Here is a 3,255-nt window from a genome sequence, read left to right as displayed (position 1 = left end):
CGATGCCCTCTTCGACGCGGACGAACGCACCGAACGGAACCAGCTTGGTGACCTTGCCCGGCACGATCTGGCCGATCGCGTGGGTACGCGCGAAGTGACGCCACGGATCTTCCTGAGTTGCCTTGAGCGACAAGGAAACCCGCTCGCGGTCCATGTCGACGTCGAGCACCTCGACGGTGACCTCGTCGCCCACCGTGACGACCTCGGACGGGTGGTCGATGTGCTTCCAGGACAGCTCGGAGACGTGCACCAGGCCGTCGACGCCGCCGAGGTCGACGAAGGCGCCGAAGTTGACGATCGACGAGACGACGCCCTTGCGGACCGCGCCCTTCTGCAGCTGGTTGAGGAATTCGCTGCGCACCTCGGACTGCGTCTGCTCCAGCCACGCGCGGCGGCTCAGCACCACGTTGTTGCGGTTCTTGTCGAGCTCGATGATCTTGGCCTCGATCTCCTTGCCGATGTACGGCTGCAGATCGCGGACACGGCGCATCTCCACCAGTGATGCCGGCAGGAAGCCACGCAGACCGATGTCGAGGATCAGGCCGCCCTTGACGACCTCGATGACGGTGCCCTAGACGGCCTCGTCCTTCTCCTTGAGCTCCTCGATGGTGCCCCAGGCGCGCTCGTACTGCGCACGCTTCTTGGACAGGATCAGACGGCCTTCTTTGTCCTCTTTGGTGAGAACGAGAGCCTCGACCTCATCGCCGACGGACACAACCTCATTGGGGTCGACGTCGTGCTTGATGGAGAGTTCGCGAGAAGGGATGACCCCTTCGGTTTTGTATCCGATGTCGAGCAAGACTTCGTCACGGTCAACCTTGACGATGGTGCCCTCGACGATGTCACCATCGTTGAAGTATTTGATGGTCTTGTCGATTGCGGCCATAAAATCCTCGGCCGAGCCGATGTCGTTAATGGCTACTTGCGGCGAGGTGATGGACGGACTTGGCATTTGGTGGGTGGCTCCGGACAGGTTTTATCGTAGGGACAGTTGTTATTGGTGTGTACGGGTGAGGCACGCAATCGCGCGCACACGAGCACGCAAAGAGCGTACTCGACTGGGTACACGCTGGACAAACCTGGGTCCCGGACTAGTCGATGCTGACCGATACGCTGCTGTCGTGTCAAACCCCTCGGTGCCGCCATCTCCGCGCCCGGTCGGCCAGCCGTTTCCCCGGCGGATCCGCAAGGTTGGGGCGCCCCTCGGAGCAATCATCGCGATGGGCACCGTCGCGGGCCTAGCGGTGATCCTGCTGACGGCGATCAACCCCGTCGGCACCGCCATCGGGTTCGTGCTCGCCAGCGTGGCGACGGTCGTCGTGGTGCTGGCCTACGTATGGCTGGATCGTTGGGAACCCGAGCCGCCACGACTGCTCGTGCTGGCGTTCACCTGGGGCGCATCGGTCGCCGTCGTGGTGTCGGTGGTTCTGGAACTCGTGTTCGGTTCCCTTCTCGCCACCGGTGCGGCGGCGACGGACGAATTCGTCACCATCGCGATCGTGGCCCCTATCGTCGAGGAGGCGGCCAAGGGCGCGTTCCTGCTGATCATGATGACCGGCCGCCGTCGAAACGAGCTCAATTCGCTGACGGACTGCCTGGTGTACGCCGGGATCACCGCGGCGGGTTTCGCGTGGCTGGAGAACATCGGATACATCGGTGGCGGCGAAACGTTGGGCGGGTCGCTCGTCACGGCCGGACTGCGCCTGATCATGGGGCCGTTCGCCCACCCGTTGTTCACCACCGTCACCGCCATCGGTGTGTACTTCGCCATGCAACGCAGGAGCGTGCCTGCCAAGGTGGGCTGCATCCTGGTCGGGTACGTCGGTGCGGTGATCATGCACGCGCTGTGGAACGGGTCGTCGTTCGTGGGCATCGAAGCGTACTTCGGCGTCTACGTGCTCTGGATGGTGCCGGTGTTCGCACTGGCGATCGTTCTTGCCGTCGGCAGCCGCCGAAGGGAACAGCGAATCGTGGCCGCGAAGTTGCCGGGCATGGTGGCCGCGGGCCTGGTGACCCCCAACGAGGCCACCTGGCTCGGCTCGATCCGCGCCAGGGGGTTGGCGATCGGCGAGGCGACTCGCGTCGGTGGGCCACTCGCGGGGAAGAGTGCCAAGAACTTCGCCGCGCAGGTCATCGAGCTCGCCTTCGTGCGGGACCGGATCGACCGGGGCTTCGGCGACGAGCGGGTGGCCGCGCTGCTGAACGAGGAGGCCTACGGGGTCTACGCGGCGCGGGCCGCCGCCCCCGTGCTTCGGACCGTCGCCGGGTACCGCGCGCCAGGCTTCTAGTGTTCGGCGGAGCCTAGTGCGCGGCGGCGTCCCAGCTGCGCCCGTAGCCGACCGACACCTCGAGCGGCACGTCAAGCGGGTATGCGGCGCCCATCTTGTCGCGGACCAACTCGTCGAGCGCTTCACGTTCGCCGTCGGCGACCTCGAACAGCAATTCGTCGTGGACCTGCAACAGCATCCGCGACTTCAGTCCGGCGTCGCGGATGGCGTTGTCGGTGTTGATCATTGCCACCTTGATGATGTCGGCGGCGCTCCCCTGGATCGGCGCGTTCAGCGCGGCGCGCTCGGCGGCCTCCCTGACGTTTCGGTTGCTGCTGTCCAGCTCGGGCAGGTAGCGCCGCCGACCCAGCACGGTCGAGGTGTAGCCGTCCTTGCGCGCCTGGTCGACCACTGACTGCAGGTAGTCGCGCACGCCGCCGAAGCGTGAGAAGTAAGCGTCCATCTGCAGCTTGGCCTCCTCGGTGGAGATCTTCAACTGAGCGGCGAGGCCGTAGGCGCTCAACCCGTACGCCAGCCCGTACGACATTGCCTTCACGCGGCGTCGCAGTTCGGCCGTGACCTCGTCGATCGGCACGCCGAAGGCCCTGGACGCGACGAACGAATGCAGATCCTCTCCGGTGTTGAACGCCTCGATCAATCCGCCGTCCTTCGACAGGTGCGCCATGATGCGCATCTCGATCTGGCTGTAGTCCGCGGTCATCAGCTCGGCGAAACCGTCGCCGACGACGAAGCCCTCGCGGATCTGCCGTCCGGCTTCGGTGCGGATCGGGATGTTCTGAAGGTTCGGCTCGGTCGACGACAGCCGACCCGTTGCGGCGATCGTCTGGTTGAACGTGGTGTGAATCCGGCCATCTGCAGCCGTCGAATTCAGCAATCCGTCGACGGTGACCTTGAGCCTGGTGGCATCGCGGTGCGCGAGCAGATGCTGCAGGAAGGGGTGGCTGGTCTTGTCGAACAGTCCCTGCAG

2 protein-coding genes and 1 pseudogene are annotated in these 3,255 nt (G+C 65.0%); 1 reads left to right on the top strand and 2 read right to left on the bottom strand.

Features of this window, described 5'->3' with window-relative positions:
• Window positions 1-952: pseudogene (locus ACRDUX_RS24985) on the bottom strand (30S ribosomal protein S1); the annotation flags it as partial.
• Between the two features lie 169 nt (window positions 953-1,121).
• On the opposite strand from ACRDUX_RS24985, the gene ACRDUX_RS24980 reads away from it, so the two are divergent.
• On the top strand, window positions 1,122-2,288 hold the full coding sequence (locus ACRDUX_RS24980) for a PrsW family intramembrane metalloprotease (RefSeq protein ID WP_526417567.1): 1,167 nt from the start codon (window positions 1,122-1,124) through the stop codon (window positions 2,286-2,288).
• A gap of 13 nt (window positions 2,289-2,301) precedes the next feature.
• On the opposite strand, the gene ACRDUX_RS24975 is transcribed toward ACRDUX_RS24980, so the two are convergent.
• On the bottom strand, window positions 2,302-3,255 hold a 954-nt coding region (locus ACRDUX_RS24975), incomplete at its 5' end, for a DNA polymerase (RefSeq protein ID WP_526417565.1).

The sequence above is a fragment of the Mycobacterium sp. genome (assembly GCF_050701675.1).
Taxonomy (GTDB): domain Bacteria; phylum Actinomycetota; class Actinomycetes; order Mycobacteriales; family Mycobacteriaceae; genus Mycobacterium.
Note: the sequence above shows the minus strand (reverse complement) of the source record. Positions and strands in the feature narration are given on the sequence as shown.